The sequence below is a fragment of the Acinetobacter sp. I-MWF genome (assembly GCF_025433935.1).
Classification (GTDB): domain Bacteria; phylum Pseudomonadota; class Gammaproteobacteria; order Pseudomonadales; family Moraxellaceae; genus Acinetobacter; species Acinetobacter guillouiae.
Map to the genome: position 1 here is coordinate 1 of NZ_JAMBAR010000044.1, position 453 is coordinate 453.

Here is a 453-nt window from a genome sequence, read left to right on the forward strand (position 1 = left end):
ATCTACAATCAATGTTGGTGTCTCACCTGGTGTCACTGGACCAATCACAATCCCTGGGGTCGTGTCATCCGTTTGTGTACCACCTGGGAACGTCCCTTGGTTATCACCTTGGTTGTCTACAAAGTCTGTTGGTGTTGTTGGCTTACTTGGCGCTGTTGTATCCACAACCACTTGAATCGGATCACTTGGAACACTGGTGTTACCCGCTGGATCTGTGATCGTATAGGTAATTTCATGTGGTCCTTCAGGTAATGGATTAACTGGCGTCAATGTACCTGTAGTTGGATCATAAGTAGATGGAACTTCTACACCATCTACAATCAATGTTGGTGTCTCACCTGGTGTCACTGGACCAATCACAATCCCTGGGGTCGTGTCATCCGTTTGTGTACCACCTGGGAACGTCCCTTGGTTATCACCTTGGTTGTCTACAAAGTCTGTTGGTGTTGTTGG

The 453-nt window shown here is 47.2% G+C and carries 1 protein-coding gene; it reads right to left on the reverse strand.

The genetic code is table 11. The features are described from left to right. Positions 1-453 (reverse strand): Ig-like domain-containing protein (locus M2R48_RS21285; RefSeq protein WP_262087620.1); only part of this gene is annotated, 453 nt, incomplete at both ends.